The sequence below is a fragment of the Thermopolyspora sp. NPDC052614 genome (assembly GCF_040678635.1).
In the GTDB taxonomy this organism is placed as follows: domain Bacteria; phylum Actinomycetota; class Actinomycetes; order Streptosporangiales; family Streptosporangiaceae; genus Thermopolyspora.
The window spans coordinates 19,674-35,868 of the sequence record NZ_JBFATZ010000013.1 but is presented as its reverse complement, the minus strand read 5'-3'; the positions used below and the strand labels follow the sequence as shown (position 1 = coordinate 35,868).

The window sequence follows — 16,195 nt, the reverse complement described above, 5'->3', positions numbered from 1 at the left end:
CCTTGCTCCAAGCACTGCTCAACGGCGTCACCGACGGCCTGCTGATCGGCCTGACGGCGCTGGGCATCTCGCTCGTCTACGCCGTACAGCGCTTCCCCAACGTCAGCCAGGGCGGCCTGGTCGCCGCCGGCGCGTACGCCACCTACGCCTTCGGCGCGGTCACCGGCGTCTGGTACGTCGCCGTCGCCGCCGGACTGATCACCTCGTTCGTCCTCGGGATGCTCGCCTACCTCGTCGTGGTGCGGCCGTTCCGGGCCGCGCCCCTGATGACGCTGCTCATCGTGACCGTCGGGCTGGAGTTCGTGCTCGACTACACGATCGCCTTCATCTGGGGGAACTCGCTGCGCACCTTCTCCTCCGGCGTCACCGGCGAGTTCACCGTCGCCGGCCTGCACCTGAGCAGGGCCGCCGCGTACACGAGCCTGGTCGCCCTCGCCACGGTGGCCGTCATCGCCGTCGTCATCGGCCGCACCCGGCTCGGCCGCGAGATGCGGGCGTTGTCCGACGACCGGTCGCTGGCGCGCGTCGCCCGCGTCTCGGAGAACCGCGTGCTCGCGCTCACCTGGGGGCTCGCCGGGCTGGCCGCCGCGATCGCCGGGATCTGCTACGGCGTCAAGGCGCAGCTCACGCCGCTGATGGGCTGGAACCTGCTGCTGCCGTCGTTCGCGGCGGCCATTCTCGGGGGCCTCGGGGGCTCCGGGAACTTCGCCGGGGCGATGCTCGGCGGCGTGCTCGTCGGCGTCGGCATGGAGGTCTTCACCCTGGCGTTCCCGGCGGTCTACCGCCCCGCCTTCGCCTTCGTGGTGATCACCCTCCTGCTGCTCGTCCGGCCGCAGGGCCTGCTCGGCAGGGCGGTGCGCGTATGACCACCTACCTGCCCGCGATCGCCACGATCGCCCTGCTGTACGGCGCGCTCGGCCTGTCGCTCAACCTCCAGGTCGGCCGCACCGGCGTGATCAACTTCGGGCATGTGGCGTTCTTCGGCGTCGGCGCGTACGGCACCGCCCTGCTGACCGTCAACGGCGTGAGCCTGGCCCTGGCGATCCCGCTCGCCGCCGTGCTCGGCGGCCTGGCCGCGCTGCCGCTCGGCTGGGTGGCGGCCAGGCTCACCTCGCACTACCTGGCGATCGTCACGATCGCGTTCGCCGAGGCGCTGCGGGTGCTGCTGCAGAACCTGGAGGTCACCGGCGGGCCGAGCGGCATCGTGGGCGTGCCCCGGCCGTTCGGCGAACTGGAGCCGGACGCGTTCTCGGCCGTGTGGGTGGTGCTCGCGGCGTGCCTGCTCGTCCTGACGTACGCGCTGGTACGGGTCGCCACCGGCGGGCTGCTCGGCCTCAACCTCGCGGCGATCCGGGAGGACGAGCCCGCCTCGGCCATGCTCGGGCGCGGCGTCGCCGCGTACAAGACGCTCGTGCTCGTCTGGGGGTCGGTGCTCGCCGCCCTCGCCGGGGCGTTCTACGCGCACTGGATCGGGTTCGTCACCGCCGAGCAGTTCGACCCCCGGGTGACGTTCTACATCTGGGCCGGGATCATCATCGGCGGGGCGAGCCACGCCGGCGCCTGGCTCGGCGCCGCCGCGATCGCCGCCGTCTTCGAGGCCACCCGATTCCTCGGCGACTTCGGGATCACCGTGTTCACCGAGACGCAGCTCGCCTCGCTGCGCTGGATCGTCATCGGGCTCATCCTCATCGTCACGATGCGGGTGCGCCCGGAGGGCCTGCTGCCGCTGCGGCCCCGACACCGCCTGCGGGCGGACGCGAAAAGCCGGACACCGGATCCCGTCGTCAAGGGGGTGCCGATCAGCGATGCTTGAGGCACGCAACATCTCCGTCGGCTTCGGCGGCCTCCACGTGCTCCGCGACGTCACGCTGACGCTCCCGCCGGGCCGCCTCACCGGCGTCATCGGCCCCAACGGGGCGGGCAAAAGCACCCTGTTCGACTGCGTCACCGGCTTCGTCCGCCGCGACTGCGGCACCGTCCTCGTCGACGGGCGCGAGGTGCCGAGAATCACCCCGCACGGGGCGGCACGCGCCGGAATCGCCCGGACCTTCCAGACGCCGCGCATGTTCAACCGGCTCACGACCCTGGAGAACCTGGTCGTCGCCGGCTCCCACCCGTCCGCGCCGCGCTCGCTGGCGCTGGCGTTCCGGCGGCGCGCGCACGCCGCGGAGACCCGGGAACTGATCGCGAGGGCCGTCGAGACGGCCGAGTTCATGGGGCTCGCCCCGGTGCTCGACCAGCGCTCCGACGCCCTGTCCGGCGGGCAGCGCAAACTCCTGGAGATCGGCCGGGCGCTCATGCGCGACCCCCGCGTGCTGCTGCTCGACGAGCCCATGGCGGGCGTGCACCCGGCCCTCACCAGGACGATCGCGGCCAGGATGCGGGACATCGCCGACCGCGGCGTCGCCGTCGGCGTCATCGAGCACAACATGGAGTTCGTCATGAACAACTGCGACCACGTGTACGTGCTGGCCCAGGGCCGCGAGCTCGTGCACGGCGAGCCCGCCGAGGTCAGGCGGGACCCCCGCGTCCTCGCGGCCTACCTGGGAGGAGACGCGTGACCGCGCTGGAGATGGCCGGCGTCGTCGCCGGCTACGGCGACGCCCGCGTGCTCGACGGCGTGTCGCTGTCGGTCGCCGACGGCGAGATGGTCTGCCTCATCGGCCCGAACGGCGCCGGGAAGTCGACCTGCCTCAAGGTCGTCATGGGCCTGCTGCCCTGGACCGGCGGCGAGGTACGGCTCGGCGGCGTCCCCGTGCCCTCCGGCGGCGCCCCGGACGGCGGCCGGGCCGCGCTCGGCTACGTCCCCCAGGTGCGCAACACCTTCCCGAGCCTGTCCGTACGGGAGAACCTCCTGGTCATGACGCCCCGGCAGTGGTCGCGGGCGACGGCCGAGCGGCGCGTCGGCGAACTGCTCGGCGACTTCCCGCAGCTCGCCGAGATGTCCGGCCGGTCGGCCGCGCTGCTGTCCGGTGGCGAACGCCAGTTGCTCGCGCTCGCGATGGCCCTGGTGCGCCGCCCGGCCGTACTGCTGCTCGACGAGCCGTCGGCGGCGCTGTCGCCGCTGGCGGCGAACCAGGTGTTCGAGATCGTCGCGAGGCTGAAGGAGGGCGGCATCGGCGTGCTCGTCGTCGAGCAGAACGCCCGGCTCGCCCTCGCCGTCTCCGACCGCTGCTACGTCCTGGAGGCCGGGCGGGTCGCGCTCGAAGGCCCCGCCTCGCGGCTGCTCGACGACCCCCGGCTGGGCGCGCTCTACCTGGGCGGCGACCTGCCCCACGACCACGGACCATCGGAATATCTCGAAGGGGGCCCGGCCGAAGGCGACGCGCGGCGGGCATCCGCTGCGGCCACGCGTCCCGGTTCGGCTGGAGAATCATGAACGTCACCTACCTGATCGACGCCACCGTGATCGACGGGACGGGGCGGGATCCCGTCCCCGGCTCGTGGATCCGCGTCGCCGACGGGGTCATCACCGGGGTCGGTACCGGAGCCGTCGTGCCCGGCGACGCGCACGTCATCGACTGCGCCGGCCGCACCGTCATGCCCGGTTTGATCGACGCCCACGGCCACATGGCCGCCGTAGACTACCTCGACCGGCTGCTGGACGGCCCGCGGGCCCGGTTCGCGGCGGCCGTGTTCCGGCAGATCGAGTCCACCCTCGGGCACGGCTACACGACCATCCGCGACGCCGGATACACCGACGCCGGTTTCCGGATCGCGATCGAGGACGGCCTGGCGCCGGGGCCCCGGCTGCTGGTCTCCAACGGTCCGCTCAGCCAGACCGGCGGGCACTCGGACCTGCGCCGGGGGCACGTGCGGGAGCCGGCCGTGATGTTCGACGGGCTGGTGTGGACGGGCGTCGTCGCCGACGGCGTCGACCGGGTCCGCTGGGCGGCGCGGGAGGTGCTGCGCGCCGGGGCCGACCAGATCAAGGTGATGGCGAGCGGCGGCTGCGCCTCGCACGGCGACGACGTGACCGACACCCAGTTCACCCGCGAGGAGCTCGCCGCGATCGTGTACGAGGCGCGGGCGCGAGGCCGGCACGTGCTCGCCCACGCGTACAACCCGGACGCGATCGCCAACGCCGTCGAGGCGGGAGTGCGGTCGATCGAGCACGGAAACCTGCTCGACGAGGAGTCCGCGGCGCTGATGGCCGCCCGGGGGACCTTCCTGGTGCCGACGATCGCCACGTTCGAGCTGCTGTCCCGCGACGGCCTCGACATGGGCATGACCCCCGTCCAGGTCGGGCAGATCGACACGGTGCTCGCCTCGGCGTACACGTCGCTGCGCATCGCGATGGACGCCGGGGTCCGCATCGGCTGCGGCTCCGACGTGCTCGGACGGCACCAGCCGCACCGCGCCCTGGCCCTGGAGCTCCAGGCGCGGGTGATGGGGCCGCTCGCCGCCATCCGCGCCGCCACGGCCGTCAACGCCCGGCTCATCGGCCGCGGCGACGACCTCGGCCAGGTCCGGGAGGGGTACGTGGCCGACCTGCTCGTCGTGGACGGCTCGCCCGCCGAGGACCTCGGCGTGCTCCAGGACGAGCGGGCCGTACACGCGGTCCTGCAGTCCGGCCGCATCACCGTCGACCGACGCCCGGAGGGCCCCGGCGTGGGCGTACTCACAAGGAGGACTGCCTAGATGGACAGGAACGACGTCGCGTGGGCGGGCTACTGGACAGCCGCGATCACGCCCTTCACCGCCGCGGGCGAGCTGGACGAGGACGCGCTGCGGGCCGTCATCGACCGCGCGGTCGAGCAGGGGGTGCACGGCGTCTGCGTGAACGGCAGCACGGGCGAGTGGTTCAGCCAGACCCTCGACGAGCGCCGCAGGGTGGCCGAGATCGCCGTGCAGACCGTCGCCGGGCGCGTCCCCACCGTGGTCGGCGTCACCTGCTCGCGCGTCGACGACGCCGCCGCCCTCGCCGAGCACGCCGCCCGCATCGGCGCGACCTCGGTGATGGCCGCCCCGCCGCCGCTGGCCCGCCCCACCTTCCGGGAACTGGAGAGCTACTACCGGGAGGTGTTCGGCGCGGCGGACCTTCCCGCGTGGCTGTACAACTTCCCGCAGGACAACGGGCACCACATCGACCTGGCGGAGATCGTCCGCCTCGCCGAGATCCCCACGGTGGTCGCGGTCAAGCAGAGCGTGCCGAGCATGTGGGAGTTCATCCAGACCATCGAGGCCGTCGGCGGCACCCTGCGCGTCTTCGGCAACATGCTCAACCGCGTCGGCGTCGCCCTGATCACCAGCGGCTTCGGCGGCGACGGCCACTTCGGCAGCGGCATGCTGCTCGGCGCCGACATGCCCGGCTTCTTCGAAGCGGTCTGGAAGGGCGACCTCGACCGCGCGCACGCGATCGCGCGCCGTTTCGAGAAGCTCATGGACGGCCTCGCCGGGGACCGCCACGACGGCTACAACTGGGCCTTCGGCGGCATGCAGGCCACCCTGAAGGCGGCCATGAACGCCCTCGGCGAGCGCGGCGGCTTCCCGCGCAAGCCGAAGCTGCCCGTGGACGACCCCTCGGCCCTGGCGCACATCCGCCGGATTCTGCAGGAAGCGGGCCTCGAGTGCGCCGGGGCGGGCGCGGCCTGACCGCCCGTGGGGCCGGTCGCGGGAGTGAAGTCTGCGTGAACAGTGCGTGCGCTCCCGTGGGTCCGGCGGAACAGGCGGTTACCGTCGGATGGGGCCGTGCCTGGGGAAGCGCCCCGCGCGGCTTCGGCCCAGGGCGAAGGGGCGAGCGTTGTCGAGTTCTCACCTGCCTGACCCGGGTGAGTCGGCGCGGATAGGTGACTACCGGCTGATCAGGGTGCTGGGCGAGGGCGGCCAGGGAATGGTCTATCTCGCCCGGGCGCCCGACGGCCGTGACGTCGCCGTCAAGGTGCTGCACGCCCAGTTGACCGGCGACGCGGACGCCCGCCGCCGCTTCCTGCGCGAGTCCGAGGTGGTGCGCCGGGTGGCCCCGTTCTGTACGGCGCGGGTGCTGGACGTGGGCATGTACGGCGAGCGGCCCTACATCGTCAGCGAGTACGTGCCCGGCGTGTCGCTCGACCGCGTCGTGCGGCAGCAGGGCCCGCGCACCGGCGGGGCGCTGGAGCGCCTGGCGGTGGCGACGGCGAGCGCCCTCGCCGCGATCCACCGCGCCGGTGTGGTGCACCGCGACTTCAAGCCGAGCAACGTGATCCTCGGGCCCGAAGGACCCGTGGTGATCGACTTCGGCCTGTCCCGCTCGCTCGATCACAGCGGCACCCTGACCGGCCGGGTCGGCACGCCCGCGTACATGGCCCCGGAGCAGTTCACCGGCGTCGGCGGCCAGCCCGCCGACGTCTTCGCCTGGGCGGGCACGATGATCTTCGCCGCCACCGGCCACCGCGCCTTCCGCGCCGAGACCGTCCCGGCCCTGCTGCACGCCATCGTGCACCGGGAGCCCGACCTCACCGGCGTCCCCGCCGAGATCCTCGCCGTGGTGTCCGCCTGCCTGGCCAAGGACCCGGCCGTCCGCCCCACCGCCGCCGAACTCCTCGTCACCCTCACCGGCGACGCCGTCCACCTCCCGCCGGTCGCCCTCCCACCCGTCCACCTGCCGGCCCAGCCGCACCCCGCCCCCGTGCCGCCGGGACCCGTGCCGCCGGAAGAGCACGGATCACCCGCGTCGCGGGACGAGACGGCTCCGCTGGCTTCCCCCGTACGCCGCAGGATCGCGGGGCGCGCGGTCGCCGCGATCGGGGTGGCCCTGGTCGCGGCGGTGGCGCTGGCCGTCCCCCTGTGGCCGCGGAACGAGCCCGCGGGGCCGGGGGTGGGCACCTTCGTCAGGTCCAGCGGCACGCCGGACCCGGTTCCGTTCGGCTCCCTCGTGTACCCGCCGCTCACCGAGCACGGCAACGACGTGCGTTCCGTGGCGCTCGGCCGGCTCGACGGCACGCCCATCGCGGTCACCGGCTCCGACGACGAGACCGCCCGCGTGTGGGACCTCCGGGCGGGACGGCAGCTCGGGCGCCCGCTCACCGGACACACGGCGTGGGTGCGGTCGGTGGCCTTCGGCGAGGTCGACGGGGAACCGGTCGTCGTGACCGTGAGCGACGACGACAGCCTCCGCGTCTGGAACCCCCGTACGGGTGAACAGGACGGCGCCCCCCTCACCGGGCACGACGCGGACGTCAAAGGCGTCGCGCTCGGCCGGCTCGACGGTACGCCGATCGCCGTCACCGCCGGCGCCGACGGCACCGCGCGCGTGTGGGACCTGCGCACCCGCAGGCAGATCGGGGACCCCTTCACCGGACACCGGGGCCGCGTGTGGGCGGTGGCCGTCGGCGAACTGAACGGCGTCCCGGTCGCCGTGACCACCGGCGACGACGGGACCGCGCGGGTGTGGGACCTGCGCACCCGCAGGCAGATCGGTGACCCGCTCACCGGCCATGACGGCTGGGTGCGTTCGGTCGCGCTCGGCCGGATCGACGGCAGGGCCGTCGCGGTCACCGGCGGCGAGGACCGCACGGTCCGGGTGTGGGACCTGGCCACGGGGCGGCAACGCGGCGAACCGCTCCGCGGGCACCCCGGCCCGGTGTGGTCGGTGGCGGTCGGCGACGACGGCGGCGTGCCGATCGCGGTCAGCGGCGGCGAGGGCGCCGCCGTCCGGGTGTGGGACCTGCGTACCGGCGAGCGGCTCGGCCCGCCGCTGTCCGGTCACGGCGACCACGTGTGGGCGGTCGCGACCGGCGAACTGGACGGAACGCCGGTCGCCGTCACCGGCAGCCGGGACGAGACCGTGCGGGTGTGGAGCCTGGCGACCGTGCCGCCTTCGCCGTCCTCATCGCGCTCATGACGTGTGGCGGGGGTCGCGGGAGCGTTTTGACCGGATAACGGTTGGAGAACGGTAGTCGTCAGAACCGTGGGTGGACGTTAACCATGGGGGTGTGGCGGCATCCCTGAGCGTGGCCCGGGACCCTAGAGCGCTCTACGTCGAGCGAGCCATCGCGCAGTTGCGTGAATGGCCCGGCGTGGCGTTGGCGTACGTCGGCGAGAACGAGGTGATGTTCGCCGCGAACGGCACCCCGGTCGTGCGGCTGGTGGACGACGGCCTCTGCATGGTCCACCTCACTCAGCCCGTGATCGAGCGCCTTTCGCATTTCCTGCTCGACTCGGGCTTGCTCGCCTCCCTCACCGACGCCGGCTGGGTGACGATGCGGGTGGAGACCACCACCGACCTGGACCTCCTGCTCGCGCTCGTCAGCCTCGCGATCAAGATGAACGGCTGACGCCGACCTCGGCGACCGTACCGGCATAGGCGCCGGCCCGGCGCGGAACGGGCGTGACGGCGCGTTGCCACCGGGAGCCGCCCGGATGCGGCGATCGGCGATGTCTTCGGCTCGGACGCGGGAGCGGATCCGCGCGGGACGTTTCAGCCCGGAGACAGGGGTACTCATCTCCTGCTCGAAGGGAGAACACACATGGGAACCACCCGGACGATGCCGGAGACGATGGGCGAGAACGACGTCATCGACCTCCTCCAGCGCCAGCACGCCCTGATCAGGGACATGTTCGACGAGGTGGAGAGGAGCTCGGGGGACGAGCGCCGCGAGGCCTTCCAGCGGCTGGTACGGCTGCTCGCCGTCCACGAGACGGCCGAGGAGGAGATCGTCCACCCGTACGCCCGGCGTGTCCTGCCCGGCGGCGTCGAGGTGGTGGACGACCGGCTGGAGGAGGAGAACAAGGCCAAGGAGCTGCTCCAGCACATGGACCAGGCCGGCGTCGACGACCCGAACTTCATGGCCAACCTGGAGCGGCTGCGCTTCGACGTGATGGAGCACGCGCGGGCCGAGGAGCGCTACGAGTTCCTCCAGCTGCGCGCCCGGACCAGCGAGGCCGAGCGGCGCTCGATGGCCGCCGGGGTCAAGGCCGCCGAGGCGATGGCGCCGACCCATCCGCACCCGGGCGTGGAATCGGCCACCAAGAACGTCCTGCTGGGCACGCCCGCCGCGATGATGGACCGGATCCGCGACGTCATCCGCAAGGCCATGGGCAAGCAGGCCTGACGCCCGCGCGGGCGGCTCGCCGGACGCGACGCCGCCCATGACCCGGTACGGCTCGCGCCCGGCGGGAGGGGGCGCGAGCCGTACCGTTGCGCTGTCTTGCCCTTGCCATGCCCATGCCCTGCCCCTTGCCCTGCCCATGCCCCGCCGTGCCGTGCCGTGGATTCCACGCCGCGATCGACCGGCATGGGTGTCGATGCGTCGGCAGCGGGCAGGGACGCAGCTAGGCGGAGAAACCCTTCCCGTCGACATCACCAAGGGGGTGTTATCGATGGCTCGTTCCGGTGGCCCTACCGGCGGCACGTCGATGAGACAGCATCCCGACATCGTCGAGATGCGGGAACGGTACGACCTCGCGGCATCGCAGCCAACCATGCAGGTGGCCGAGGGCCTGACCCTGCTCAGCGGCCTCTATCTGGCGCTCTCGCCATGGATCGTCGGATTCACCGACCGGCAGGGGATCACCATCAACAACCTGGTGACTGGTCTCGTCGTCGCGGCGCTCGCCCTCGGCTTCCACTCGGCCTTCGGCCGTACGCACGGGCTTGCCTGGGTGCTGCCCGTCCTGGGAATCTGGACGATCATCGCGCCCTGGGTGATCCGGGGCGACCAGTCCACCACGGGCTCGATCTGGAGCAACGTGGTGGTCGGCGTCCTCATCACCCTCCTGGGACTGGCGGCGCTGGCGGCCGTACGGAGCCCGAGGAGATAGCGCGAGGTTGTATGTCCCGTTCAGTCCGGCCCGGAGGGTTTCGCGGGCCGGACTGAACGATGTCCGCGCCGGATGAGGCCGGATGAGGCCGGATGAGGGCGAAGGCTTTCCGAGCGTTCACCGAATGGTTCCGCTGTGGTCACCCGCAGGGGTGGGGGTGATTGGCCAAGATCGGGGGGACCGCACGCGAGGAGGAGCCGATGGCGAACGGGGCCGGCCGCTACCCCACCACAGTGCCGTACCGCGCGGGAGAGGACGGCTATCACACCTTCCGCATCCCCGCCGGAGTCGTGACCCGAGCGGGCACCGTGCTCGCCTTCGCCGAGGGGCGGCACGACTCGGCCCGCGATCACGGCCACATCGACGTGGTGCTCAAACGCTCCACCGACGGGGGGCTCACCTGGGAGAAAACGCAGGTGGTGACCCGGGCCTCCGGCGACGGTACGGCGGGGAACCCGGCGCCGGTCGTGACGTCGGACGGGCAGATCGTCCTGGTCACCACGCACAACGCGGCCTCAGCGACGGAGGCCGCGATCCGCCGGGGGCAGGTGCCGGCGTCGGCGGGGCGGCGCGTGTACGTGCAGTTCAGCGACGACGACGGGGTCACCTGGTCGAAACCCCGGGAGATCACCTCGCAGGTCAAGCGGCCGGAATGGCGGTGGTACGCCACCGCGCCCGGCCATGCCGTACAGGTGCGGCGCGGCCCGCACGCGGGGCGCATCGTGGTGCCCGGCAACCACTCGATCCCGCCGAAGGGCGGCGACGACGGCACCGAGGGCAAATACAACGGCGGCCACAGCCTGCTGAGCGACGACGGCGGCGAGACGTGGCGCATCGGGTACGTCGACGACAATCCGAACGATTACGTCAACGCCAACGAGACCACCGCGGCCGAACTGCCCGACGGCCGGATCTACTTCAACACGCGTACCGACTCCACCGCGCCGGGCACCCGCGCCGACGCCTACTCCGCCGACGGCGGCGAGACGATCAAACCGCCGTTCCGCCCGCAGGCCGGGCTGGTCGGCCCCGTGGTGGAGGGCAGCGTGCTGCAGTGGGACGATCCGGAGGTCCTGCTGTACTCCGGCCCCGCCGACCCCGCCGCCCGCGCGCTGATGACGATCCGCGCCAGCCTCGACGGCGGCGTCACCTGGACGCCCGTGCACACCGTCTCCGGCCTGCCCGCCGCCTACTCCGACCTGCTCCCCCTTGACGCCGCCACCGTCGGCCTGCTCTTCGAAACCGGAGACTTCGGCCCCTACGAAACGATCACCTTCCGCCGCGTCCCCATCGCCGACCTCGTCCCGTCCGGCTGAGCGGTTCCCCCGTTCGGCCCTGGCGTGTAGCGCCTGGTGGCAGGGGTAGGCGGCTGGCGAAGGGCTGAAATGTCGGCTTTGGTCGGGTCTGCCTCCCGGTTCGGGGGACGGCTGCAGGTGAGGAGACGGGCATGACGAAACAACCGCATGAGAGGCCGGTCGAGCGCGGCGGCGAGGAGGCCGCGGGCACGCCGCCGACCTCCACCGAGGAGGAGGCGTCCCGGCGTCCCGCCGGTGCCACCCCGGGAGCCACTCCCAGGTCGGACGCGGGCGAGAGCCGGTTGATGGACGAACACGCCTTCAATCGCCAGAAGGAATTGAACCCCGACGACTTCGAGTGACCTGATCGATGTGGCCGCGCGATCGGTGTGGCCGCGCGACGTGGGGACAGGTGCCGTGGGGACAGGTGACGACCGGCCCGGATGACCGCCGCATCCGGGCCGGTTGGTCGTTTAGGCGCCGACCCTGCCGGGCGGCCCGGCACCGGCGTTATGGCCACGGAGTTTTCCCTGATGCGGGGCGGGAACCAGCTGCAAATGGGACATATGGCGCAGAGGGTGCGGGAAGCGTCGGCCGATGCTCGCCCGATCCGCATATCCATGGTGTGCGGACCCGGCGGGCCCGAACTCGACGGGGTCGGAGACTACGTCGAGCGGCTCGTCCAGGCGCTGGGCGGCGTGGGGGTGGAGGCCACGACCGTGCCGATGCGCCCCGGCGGCGGGCCGCCCGCGTCGCGATGGCTGTCCGCCACACTCCGGGCGGCGCTGGACGTCCGGCGGATGCGACCGGATCTGGTGCACGTGCACTTCGCGCCGTCAGCATTCCGGTTCTCGGCAATGCCGGGTCTCCTGCCGCTGCTGCTGCCCTCACCTGTGCCGCTCGTGGTCACATTGCACGAGTACGGATGGTGGTCGGCACCTTCCTGGATCCCGGACGCGCTGTGGCGGCGGCTGGAGCGTGCGGGGACATGGGATCGGGAGACGGGACGGCTGGTCCCGTCGGGCAGCGCGGTCATCGTCACCAACCCGGAGCACGCGCGGCAGGTCGAAACCCGCATGCGCCGACACGCGTACGAGGTGCCGCTGGCACCCAATGTGACCGACCACGGCCGTTCCCCGAAACAGCGGCGAATCCTCCGGGAACGCCTCGGGGTCGCCCCCGACGACCTTCTGCTGGCCTTCTTCGGCTTCGTCCACCCCGTCAAGGGGGTCCGTTACCTCCTGGAGGCACTGGCCAAGCTACGCGTCACCCGCCCGGGCACGCGTCTGCTCGTGATCGGCGGCTTCACCTCCCAGGCCCTCCCGGAGCCGCAGGCACGCGCCTTCCGCGCCGAACTCGACGATCTCGCCATCCGGTACGGCGTAGCCGACGCGGTGACCTTCACCGGTTACCTCCCCGCCCCGGCCGCCTCCCGGATGCTGCACGCCGCCGACCTAGCCGTCCTGCCCTACACCGCCGGCGTCACCGCCAAGAGCGGCGCCCTGCTCACCACCCTCGCTCACGGCCTCCCCACCGCGATCACCACCCCGGACGCCCCCGACCACCGCACCATCCCCGACGGCCCCGACCGCTCCGGCTGCACCGATCGCCCTGACGGCCCAGACCGCCCCGACCGCCCTGACTGCGTGGCCACCATCCCCGCCCGCCGCGACGCCGAAGCCATCGCCCGCACGGTCGAGCGACTCGCCGCCGACCCCGCCCTCCGCCACCGCATGGCCGCCGCCGGTCGCGCCTTGGCCGCCCGCCACTCCTGGTCACGCGTGGCCGCCGCCCACCGCGCCCTCTACGACCGCCTGATCGGCCGCACGCCGGGGCGGACCGGGCGGTCGGCGTGAGGTCCGCGTCGTACCGAGACATCCTTATCGTCGATCTTCTTGGCGGGATCGGCGATCTGATCATGGTGTTGCCCGTGGTGCACGGACTGGCCCGCAACAATCCGGGCGCTCGGATCCGGGTACTCACCCACGAGCCGGGGGCCGAACTCGTCCGCGGCGACCCCGCCGTGACCGAGATCCGCACCCCGCCGCACGGCCGCCCCGGAGCAGAGCGCGAGGCTGTGGCGCTGGCGCTCGCCGAGCGGCGCCCTGACCTGGCCATCACCACAACCCGGTACGACGGCATCCCGGACCTGCTCAACGCCTCGGGCGCCCGGTGCGTCACCGACTTGTGGCGCAATCCGCCCCCCGATGAACTCGTCGGGACCCGCTATCTGCGCATTCTCCACGCTGAGGGCCTCATCGCCCCCGGCGATCTCACCACCCGCCCCCGGCTGCACCTGCATCCGGCAGAACTGGCCCGCGCCCGTCGCCGGCTCGCCCCCCACCTCGCGACTCGCACCACCCGCCCCCCGATCGTCCTCATCCCGCAGGCCGGAATGCCCGTCAAGCACTGGCCGCTCTCCCGCTGGCGGCTGCTCGCCCAGACCTTGTCCCGCCTGGGCCACCTCCTGCTGGCCACCGACCCCGTCCCCGGCGCACCGGTCACCCCGCTACCGCGCGGCACACTCCGCCAACTCGCCGCCCTCCTGGCCGCCATAGGAGAAATATCCGGAATTGCCGTTGGCGGCGATACCGGCCCCCTACGCCTCGCCGCCGCCGTGGGCGTCCCCACAATCGGCCTCTTCGGCCCCACCTCCGCCCTCCGCTACGGCATCGCCGACTCCACCGGCACCGACCTGCAGGGCCTCCCGGACTGCCCACACCGCCGCCCCACCGCGATCACCGAACAACCCTGCTGGTGGAGCGCCCAATGCCCGCTCTCCCCAACCGCCCCCGCCTGCATGATCGACATCCCGGTCCACCACGTGACCCGCGCCGTCCTCCGGCTCGCGGACTCCGGCGAGGTGTAAAGGGCGGTCAGCCGGAGTCGGCGTCGAAGTGGAGTTCTGAGGTGATGCGGTAGCGGTCGCCCCGGTAGATGGAGCGGGTGAACTCGACGATGCGGCCGGTCGCGTCGCGCGTGGTGCGCTCGATGAGGAGGGCGGGGGCGTGCAGCGGGACGTGCAGGAGGTCGGACTCGGTCTCGTCGGTGACGGTGGGCTCGATCGTCTGCACGGCGGTGCGTACGTCGACGGCGAAGCGGGCGCGCAGCAGGTGGTAGAAGGAGCCGGACTCCATGTCGGCGGGGGCCAGGTCGGTGACGAGGGCGTGGGGGAGGTGGATACGCTCGATGGCCATGGGCTCGTCGTCGACGACGCGGAGCCGTACGACGCGCAGGACGGGGTCGGCGGGGGAGAGCTGGAGGCGGCGGGCGAGGCGGGCGCCGGCCGGCATCGGGCCGAACTCCAGGACCTGGCTGAGCCAGAAGCCCTCGGCCGGGGGGACGTAGAACGAGTTGCGGGTGGTGGCGGACAGGGCCTGGGTGATGCGGTGCGGGCCGGTGAAGGTGCCGCGGCCGTGTTCGCGGACGAGCAGGCCGGAGCGGACGAGGTCGTCGATGGCGGCGCGCAGGGTGGGGCGGGAGACGCCGAGCTCGGCGCACAGGTCGCGTTCGGAGGGGATCGCCTCGCCCGGCTTCTTGTCGGAGACGAGGTCGAGGAGGAAGTCCCGCACGCGATCGCGTTTCAGCCCGGTCCGCAGGTTCGGCGTCACATCCTCGACCTTACCAGCTACTTACCAGTCGGTCGCGGTCCGTCGCCGACGTGGTGGCCAAATTTGGCTGTTTCCGGTTCGTAAAGGGTCTTGACGAGCTTACTGGTTAAGACCACTGTGGAGGACATCGGGGAAGAGACTTACCAATTTCTTACCAGTGGTCCACCGGGAGGGCCCGTGAGACGACGTCACCCTAGGCAGCAGTTCCCCCTCGGTTCCGGTGATGTACGGCGCGGCGTATGGCGGGCCGCCGCCGCGGCGCTGGCGCTGGCCGTCCTGGCCGCCTGCGGCTCCTCGCCGGACGCCTCCGGCCCGTCCGGCACCTCGGGCTCCGGGCAGAGCCCGGCGAAGCTGACCGTCTGGTTCATGAAGGACAGCCTCTCCGACGCGATCGTCCAGCGGTTCCGCACCGACTACGAGCGCGCCCACCCGGGCGTCACGCTCGACATCCAGATCCAGGAGTGGAACGGCATCGGCCAGAAGGTCACCAGCGCCCTGGCCAGCAACGACGCCCCCGACGTGATCGAGGTGGGCAACACCCAGGTCGCCGAGTACGCGGCCAGCGGCGGCGTCAAGGACCTCACCGACAAGGTCGCCGACCTCGGCGGCGCCGACTGGCTCCCCGGCCTCGCCGAACCCGGCAAGATCGACGGCAGGCAGTACGGCATCCCCTGGTACGCGGCGAACCGCGTGGTCATCTACAACAAGGAGCTGTTCGAGAAGGCCGGCGTCACCCCGCCGAAGACCCGCGACGAGTGGCTCGCCGCCACCGCCAAGCTCAACAAGGGCGGCGACCAGGGCATCTACCTGCCCGGCCAGAACTGGTACACGCTGTCCGGCTTCATCTGGGACGAGGGCGGCGACCTCGCCGTCAACGAGGGCGGGCGCTGGAAGGGCGTGCTCGACACCCCGCAGGCCCTGGCCGGGATGGACTTCTACCGCAGGCTCCAGGCCCTCGGCAAGGGCCCCAAGGACTCCGACGAGGCCAACCCGCCGCAGGCCGACGTGTTCGCCAAGGGCGACGTCGCGCAGATCATCGCGACCCCGGGCAACGCCACCGCGATCGTCACAGCCAACCCGGACCTGAAGGACAAGATCGGCTTCTTCCCGATCCCCGGCAAGACCGCCGACAAACCGGGCGCGGTCTTCACCGGCGGCTCGGACCTGATCATCCCGGAGGCGTCGCGGAACCAGGACGCCGCCTACGAGGTGGTCAAGGCGCTCGCCGGGGAGCAGTTCCAGACCGACATGGCCAAGGAGATGAGCTACGTCCCCAACCGCGTCTCCTTCGCCGGCGCCGTCCAGAACAACGAGGGCTTCACCGCCATGGCCGCCGGAGCCGCCGTCGGCCACGCCACCCCCAACTCGCCCAACTGGGCCGCCGTCGAGGCCAGGAACGTCATCAAGGACTACATGACCAAGGCCCTCACCGGCGGCGACCCCGCCGCCGAGGCGCGCAAGGCCTCCGCCACCATCACCGAGATCCTCAACACCGCCTCCTGACAATGACCCGCCTCGCCCCGCCGCGAGAGGCAGGGCGCTCACGGA

16 protein-coding genes are annotated in these 16,195 nt (G+C 72.4%); 15 read left to right on the top strand and 1 reads right to left on the bottom strand.

The window, feature by feature from the left end; genetic code table 11:
• Window positions 1-2 precede the first annotated feature (2 nt).
• From AB0K60_RS25435 to AB0K60_RS25370, 14 genes are all read left to right on the top strand, one after another.
• Window positions 3-866 carry a branched-chain amino acid ABC transporter permease gene (locus tag AB0K60_RS25435; RefSeq protein ID WP_364059867.1) on the top strand — a complete coding sequence of 288 codons (864 nt, stop codon included), beginning with the start codon at window positions 3-5 and terminating at the stop codon, window positions 864-866.
• Complete coding sequence (locus AB0K60_RS25430; protein ID WP_364059864.1) at window positions 863-1,813, top strand: branched-chain amino acid ABC transporter permease; 951 nt, start codon at window positions 863-865, stop codon at window positions 1,811-1,813. The genes AB0K60_RS25435 and AB0K60_RS25430 overlap by 4 nt, the downstream gene beginning before the upstream one ends.
• On the top strand, window positions 1,806-2,561 hold the full coding sequence (locus AB0K60_RS25425) for an ABC transporter ATP-binding protein (protein WP_364059861.1): 756 nt from the start codon (window positions 1,806-1,808) through the stop codon (window positions 2,559-2,561). Before AB0K60_RS25430 ends, AB0K60_RS25425 begins: the two co-directional genes overlap by 8 nt.
• Window positions 2,558-3,379, top strand: a complete 822-nt coding sequence (locus AB0K60_RS25420; protein ID WP_364059858.1) for an ABC transporter ATP-binding protein — start codon at window positions 2,558-2,560, stop codon at window positions 3,377-3,379. Before AB0K60_RS25425 ends, AB0K60_RS25420 begins: the two co-directional genes overlap by 4 nt.
• Entirely contained in the window at window positions 3,376-4,641 is a 1,266-nt protein-coding gene (locus AB0K60_RS25415) for an amidohydrolase family protein (protein ID WP_364059855.1), read from the top strand. The genes AB0K60_RS25420 and AB0K60_RS25415 overlap by 4 nt, the downstream gene beginning before the upstream one ends.
• Window positions 4,642-5,595 carry a dihydrodipicolinate synthase family protein gene (locus AB0K60_RS25410; RefSeq protein WP_364059852.1) on the top strand — a complete coding sequence of 318 codons (954 nt, stop codon included), beginning with the start codon at window positions 4,642-4,644 and terminating at the stop codon, window positions 5,593-5,595.
• Window positions 5,596-5,743: 148 nt separating this feature from the next.
• Window positions 5,744-7,822 (top strand): serine/threonine-protein kinase, encoded by a 2,079-nt coding sequence (locus tag AB0K60_RS25405; RefSeq protein WP_364059849.1) that lies wholly within the window; start codon window positions 5,744-5,746, stop codon window positions 7,820-7,822.
• Between the two features lie 91 nt (window positions 7,823-7,913).
• Entirely contained in the window at window positions 7,914-8,255 is a 342-nt protein-coding gene (locus AB0K60_RS25400; protein ID WP_364059846.1) for a luciferase family protein, read from the top strand.
• 192 nt (window positions 8,256-8,447) lie between these two features.
• On the top strand, window positions 8,448-9,032 hold the full coding sequence (locus AB0K60_RS25395; RefSeq protein WP_364059843.1) for a hemerythrin domain-containing protein: 585 nt from the start codon (window positions 8,448-8,450) through the stop codon (window positions 9,030-9,032).
• A gap of 304 nt (window positions 9,033-9,336) precedes the next feature.
• Window positions 9,337-9,741, top strand: coding sequence for an SPW repeat protein (locus AB0K60_RS25390; RefSeq protein WP_364059840.1), 405 nt, complete (start codon window positions 9,337-9,339; stop codon window positions 9,739-9,741).
• Window positions 9,742-9,941: 200 nt separating this feature from the next.
• Complete coding sequence (locus AB0K60_RS25385) at window positions 9,942-11,057, top strand: sialidase family protein (RefSeq protein ID WP_364059837.1); 1,116 nt, start codon at window positions 9,942-9,944, stop codon at window positions 11,055-11,057.
• A gap of 131 nt (window positions 11,058-11,188) precedes the next feature.
• The gene (locus AB0K60_RS25380) at window positions 11,189-11,398 is read left to right on the top strand and encodes a hypothetical protein (RefSeq protein ID WP_364059834.1); all 210 of its coding nucleotides are present in this window, start codon (window positions 11,189-11,191) and stop codon (window positions 11,396-11,398) included.
• A gap of 258 nt (window positions 11,399-11,656) precedes the next feature.
• Entirely contained in the window at window positions 11,657-12,892 is a 1,236-nt protein-coding gene (locus AB0K60_RS25375; protein ID WP_364059831.1) for a glycosyltransferase family 4 protein, read from the top strand.
• Window positions 12,893-12,966: 74 nt separating this feature from the next.
• Window positions 12,967-13,905, top strand: a complete 939-nt coding sequence (locus AB0K60_RS25370; protein WP_364059828.1) for a glycosyltransferase family 9 protein — start codon at window positions 12,967-12,969, stop codon at window positions 13,903-13,905.
• A gap of 7 nt (window positions 13,906-13,912) precedes the next feature.
• Here AB0K60_RS25370 and AB0K60_RS25365 read toward each other — a convergent pair whose 3' ends face one another.
• Window positions 13,913-14,647, bottom strand: coding sequence for a GntR family transcriptional regulator (locus AB0K60_RS25365; protein WP_364059825.1), 735 nt, complete (start codon window positions 14,645-14,647; stop codon window positions 13,913-13,915).
• A gap of 177 nt (window positions 14,648-14,824) precedes the next feature.
• Between AB0K60_RS25365 and AB0K60_RS25360 the strand changes: the two genes are divergently transcribed.
• A complete protein-coding gene (locus AB0K60_RS25360; RefSeq protein WP_364059822.1) occupies window positions 14,825-16,150 on the top strand; it encodes a sugar ABC transporter substrate-binding protein in 1,326 nt (441 codons plus the stop codon).
• Window positions 16,151-16,195: the final 45 nt, after the last annotated feature.

Excerpts from the sequence above, each read along its gene's own strand:
- AB0K60_RS25430 (WP_364059864.1), top strand. The coding sequence starts at position 863 with ATGACCACCTACCTGCCCGCGATCGCCACGATCGCCCTGCTGTACGGC.
- AB0K60_RS25425 (WP_364059861.1), top strand. The coding sequence starts at position 1,806 with ATGCTTGAGGCACGCAACATCTCCGTCGGCTTCGGCGGCCTCCACGTG.
- AB0K60_RS25415 (WP_364059855.1), top strand. The coding sequence starts at position 3,376 with ATGAACGTCACCTACCTGATCGACGCCACCGTGATCGACGGGACGGGG.
- AB0K60_RS25410 (WP_364059852.1), top strand. The coding sequence starts at position 4,642 with ATGGACAGGAACGACGTCGCGTGGGCGGGCTACTGGACAGCCGCGATC.
- AB0K60_RS25395 (WP_364059843.1), top strand. The coding sequence starts at position 8,448 with ATGGGAACCACCCGGACGATGCCGGAGACGATGGGCGAGAACGACGTC.
- AB0K60_RS25390 (WP_364059840.1), top strand. The coding sequence starts at position 9,337 with ATGAGACAGCATCCCGACATCGTCGAGATGCGGGAACGGTACGACCTC.
- AB0K60_RS25385 (WP_364059837.1), top strand. The coding sequence starts at position 9,942 with ATGGCGAACGGGGCCGGCCGCTACCCCACCACAGTGCCGTACCGCGCG.
- AB0K60_RS25380 (WP_364059834.1), top strand. The coding sequence starts at position 11,189 with ATGACGAAACAACCGCATGAGAGGCCGGTCGAGCGCGGCGGCGAGGAG.
- AB0K60_RS25375 (WP_364059831.1), top strand. The coding sequence starts at position 11,657 with ATGGTGTGCGGACCCGGCGGGCCCGAACTCGACGGGGTCGGAGACTAC.